Here is a 3875-nt window from a genome sequence, read left to right as displayed (position 1 = left end):
ATGTCCATCCTGAACATCTCCAGAAAAGCGAAATAAACAAAGAACCGGTGGCACTCAATGCGAGGCCATCGGTTCTTTAAATTAGAATAGGTTTTTGATCTTTTCGATGTTTTTGATGATGACGGATGTTGTGCCATCGGGATTATTGATGAATTCCACCACATCAGGGTCTTTGTAAAGCTCCAGCGGAATGCTGATTTCGATGCCGTTATCGAGCCTGAATTTTTGTTTGGAATATTTCGGTCCGGCGATTGCCGCTTCCGCAGGGGCGCGATCCACATAGCCCAATTCCTCGACCTGTTCGAAATACTTCTGTTTCTTGGCGAAGTTATCGCCGAATAAGGCCTCAGCGATTTTTTCGTTATCGATGAGGTTATCTTCCTGCATGCTCGTGACGATGGCTTCCTTCGTTTCGGCCAGCACCTGGAATTCCTCGTCGTTGAAGGCTTTGCTTGTCTTTTGGACGGCCTTTTTGATGATCGAGATGTTCTCCTTCAGGCTCGGTTTTGGCGTATCCTCGAGGAACATTTCCGTGAAGTAATTCACCTTTTCACCCAGCTCAGCGATCATGTGTTTTTTCTCGATGACATGGTATACCATCTGCTCCAGATTCACGACAAGGCCTTCTTGGATGGCTTGTCTTTGCGAAGGTAGTATGGCACGGTTCAAGATGATTTGGTTGGTCAAAACGTCCCCTTCATACGAAACAAAGTGCGTATAGCTGTCTGAGTAGTTCAGTTTGAACACCCCGAGGCACGCTACTTCATCCAATTCAAAATGTGCAATCAGCAGATCCGCAGGCGGGATTTCTGGATTCAATTTGGTCACATTGAAGAATTTTTCCGACAAGGCTTTCGTGCCTTCGACAAAATCGCTTTGGCAATTCTTGAACAGGGCAGTCATCTGATTATCCTCTTCCAAAATCCCGTCCTTCATGCTGTCGGAATCTTCGACCTTTGCGACCATCGCTTCGATATATTCGATCATCATGCGCTCTGACGTATCCAGTCCGGCATAGGAAAAAATCGGTTCATTCGTGTTGATGTCCAAAATGTGTAAAATAGCTTCTTTAATGCGTATCAAGTTTTTCGACCTCCGTTTTTCTTCACGCTTATCAGTATCCCACAAAATCGCTCTTCGGACAAAGCAAAAATATCAGCTTTCTATTTGTCCGGCCATCGCATATAATGATGTTATTTGAAAAAACTAAAGGAATGGAGGGATGAAATGTCTCAATATAAATCCGGCGTGATGTTCACCGTTGTAGGTGCTCTGCTGTGGGGGATTTCGGGGACCAGCGGGCAGTTTCTGCTGCAGCAGCGCGGGTTGACCTCCGGCTGGCTGGTTGCCGTCAGGATGCTGATGGCCGGCCTGATTTTGTTGGTGCTATGCTACAAAAAAGAAAAAGACGCCATCTTTCGGGTCTGGAAAGACAAGCGGGACCGCAAGGACTTGTTCCTGTTCGCGGCTTTGGGCCTGTCCTTTTGCCAATATACGTATTTCGCGACAATCGGCCATTCAAATGCTGGAACGGCTACAGTTCTGCAATTTTTGGCCCCGGTCCTGATCATGATTTACCTCTCCGTCAAGAACAAAAAATTACCGCGGCCAGCTGAAATGGCAGCCATTGTCTTTGCTGTTGCTGGCATTTTCCTGTTGGCCACACATGGCCGATTGGATAGTCTGGCCATTTCGCAGGAAGCATTAATGTACGGTTTATTGTCGGCTGTTTCTGTCGTCATCTACAATCTCCAGCCTGCCCGTCTGATCAAAACTTATGGGACGCTGCTCTCGTTGGGTTGGGGGATGCTGATAGGTGGCGTTCTGCTTTCGATAGTCTATCAGCCTTGGCGGATCATCGGCACTTGGGACATCGCTGCATTCGCTGCCTTGCTGGTCATCATCCTCTTGGGTACGGTCATTTCCTTCAGTCTCTATCTGGAAGGCGTGCATCGCATCGGCGCAACTGTCGGAAGCCTGTTGTCATCGGCCGAACCGCTTTCTGCAACGTTCCTTTCCGTTTTTTGGTTAGGGACCAGTCTGCACTGGACGGATCTGCTCGGCATCGCCTTGATCCTTTCAACCGTGTTCTTGTTGACGCTGAAATCAAAACCAATAAAATCAAGCGAGGCTATCCAAACAGAACCGAATATTTGAATACCGCAAAAACGTGATGCCGAAAAGCATCGCGTTTTTGTCTTTTGACAGCGTCATAATTTCTAAACCAACGCATTTGTTCTATAATGAAGATAGGTAAATGTCAGGTTATGATGAAGATGGTCAATTCAGAAATGAGGGGCTAACATGGTGAAAAAGACGAAGATAGTCTGCACGATTGGACCAGCCAGCGATTCCGTCGATGTGCTGGTAAGGATGATGAACAGCGGCATGAATGTGGCGCGGCTGAATTTTTCGCACGGCGAACATGAAACGCATATGGTCAGTCTGAATAATGTCAGGGAAGCTGCACGGTTGGCGAACAAAAATATAGGGATCATGATGGATATCCAAGGCCAAAAAATCCGGACAAACAAAATGACCGATGACGCAGTTACGTTGGTTTCCGGGGAGTCGGTAATCATCAGCATGGAACCCGTGCTGGGAACAAAAGAAAAATTCTCTGTCACCTATCCTGAGCTGATCAATGATGTGACGATCGGCATGCATATTTTGATCGATGACGGACTGTTGGTTCTGGAGGTTACGGACATCAATTATGAAGCCAAAGAGATCATAGCCATAGTCCAAGTGGACGGCATCCTGAAAAATTCAAAGGGCATCAATGTGCCGGAAGCGAAATTCAGTATGCCTGGGCTGACGGAAAAGGATGCTTCGGATATCCGTTTCGGTGTCCAGCAGGGAGTGGATTTCATCGCCGCCAGCTTTGTCCGCAGAGCCAGTGATATCCTGGAAATTATCGAAATTCTTGAAGAAATGGATGCGACGGATACGCAAATCATCGCCAAAATCGAAAATCAGGAAGGCGTCCAGAATGCCGAAGAGATACTCAAGGTGTGCAGCGGCTTGATGGTTGCGCGCGGCGATTTGGGTGTGGAAATCAATGGTGGCGATGTGCCGATCGTCCAGAAAGATCTGATCCGGAAATGCAATCTGGCCGGAAAACAAGTCATCACCGCCACTCAGATGTTGGATTCCATGCAATGGAACCCACGGCCGACAAGGGCAGAAGCGAGTGACGTCGCGAATGCTATATTTGATGGAACAGACGCAGTCATGCTTTCCGGCGAATCGGCTGTCGGCCAGTATCCCGTGGAGACTGTAGCGATGATGGCGCGGATTGCGGAACGGACGGAAGAAGCTTTGGAGGCAAATGGTGGGAATCTATCCACAATGGACTTGTTCGATAAGGCATCCGTTACCGAAGCAATCAGCCAGGCTGCTGCACGTACGGTCATGAACTTGGGCATCAAAACGATTGTAGCGGCAACCAGTTCCGGGCACACGGCCCGCATGATTTCCAAATACCGGCCGAAAGCGAATATTTTGGCGGCAACCTACAGTGAAAGGGTTCAGAGAGGGTTGACGCTTGTCTGGGGTGTTCAGGCTTTCGTCATCCAAGAGCCAGAAAATGTGGATGATATGCTGAGCAAGGTAACCGCATTGGCGAAAGAAAAGGGCTTTGCGCAACCTGGAGACGCCATTGTCATCACTGCCGGGACGCCGATAAAAGAAAGCGGCACGACCAATCTGATGAAGATCGAACGCATACCCGATTGAATGCACAACACTGAGCAGATCGGTTTTTTGAGGGGATATAAAAAAATGCGGGGCCGCCAAATCTGGCGGCCCCGCATTTTATGTTTTTTGTGTAATCAGGAAATGATTTGGTAGTCTTCTAATTTTATTTTGACTGC

General features: G+C 48.1%; 2 protein-coding genes and 1 pseudogene. 2 read left to right on the top strand and 1 reads right to left on the bottom strand.

Features of this window, described 5'->3' with window-relative positions; translation table 11 throughout:
* Positions 1-81: 81 nt before the first annotated feature.
* Positions 82-1083 (bottom strand): nucleoid-associated protein, encoded by a 1002-nt coding sequence (locus tag WBV27_RS12390; protein ID WP_424202435.1) that lies wholly within the window; start codon positions 1081-1083, stop codon positions 82-84.
* 144 nt (positions 1084-1227) lie between these two features.
* On the opposite strand from WBV27_RS12390, the gene WBV27_RS12385 reads away from it, so the two are divergent.
* Positions 1228-2157: an EamA family transporter gene (locus WBV27_RS12385; protein WP_424202434.1), complete on the top strand. Its 930-nt coding sequence runs from the start codon at positions 1228-1230 to the stop codon at positions 2155-2157.
* A 150-nt stretch (positions 2158-2307) separates the two neighbouring features.
* Positions 2308-3729, top strand: a pseudogene (gene pyk, locus WBV27_RS12380) (pyruvate kinase); the annotation flags it as partial.
* Positions 3730-3875 lie beyond the last annotated feature (146 nt).

This window comes from Trichococcus sp. (genome assembly GCF_049589555.1).
In the GTDB taxonomy this organism is placed as follows: domain Bacteria; phylum Bacillota; class Bacilli; order Lactobacillales; family Aerococcaceae; genus Trichococcus.
The sequence above is the reverse complement of the archived record's forward strand: the minus strand, read 5'-3'. Positions and strand labels throughout refer to the sequence as shown.

Excerpts from the sequence above, each read along its gene's own strand:
- WBV27_RS12385 (WP_424202434.1), top strand. The coding sequence starts at position 1,228 with ATGTCTCAATATAAATCCGGCGTGATGTTCACCGTTGTAGGTGCTCTG.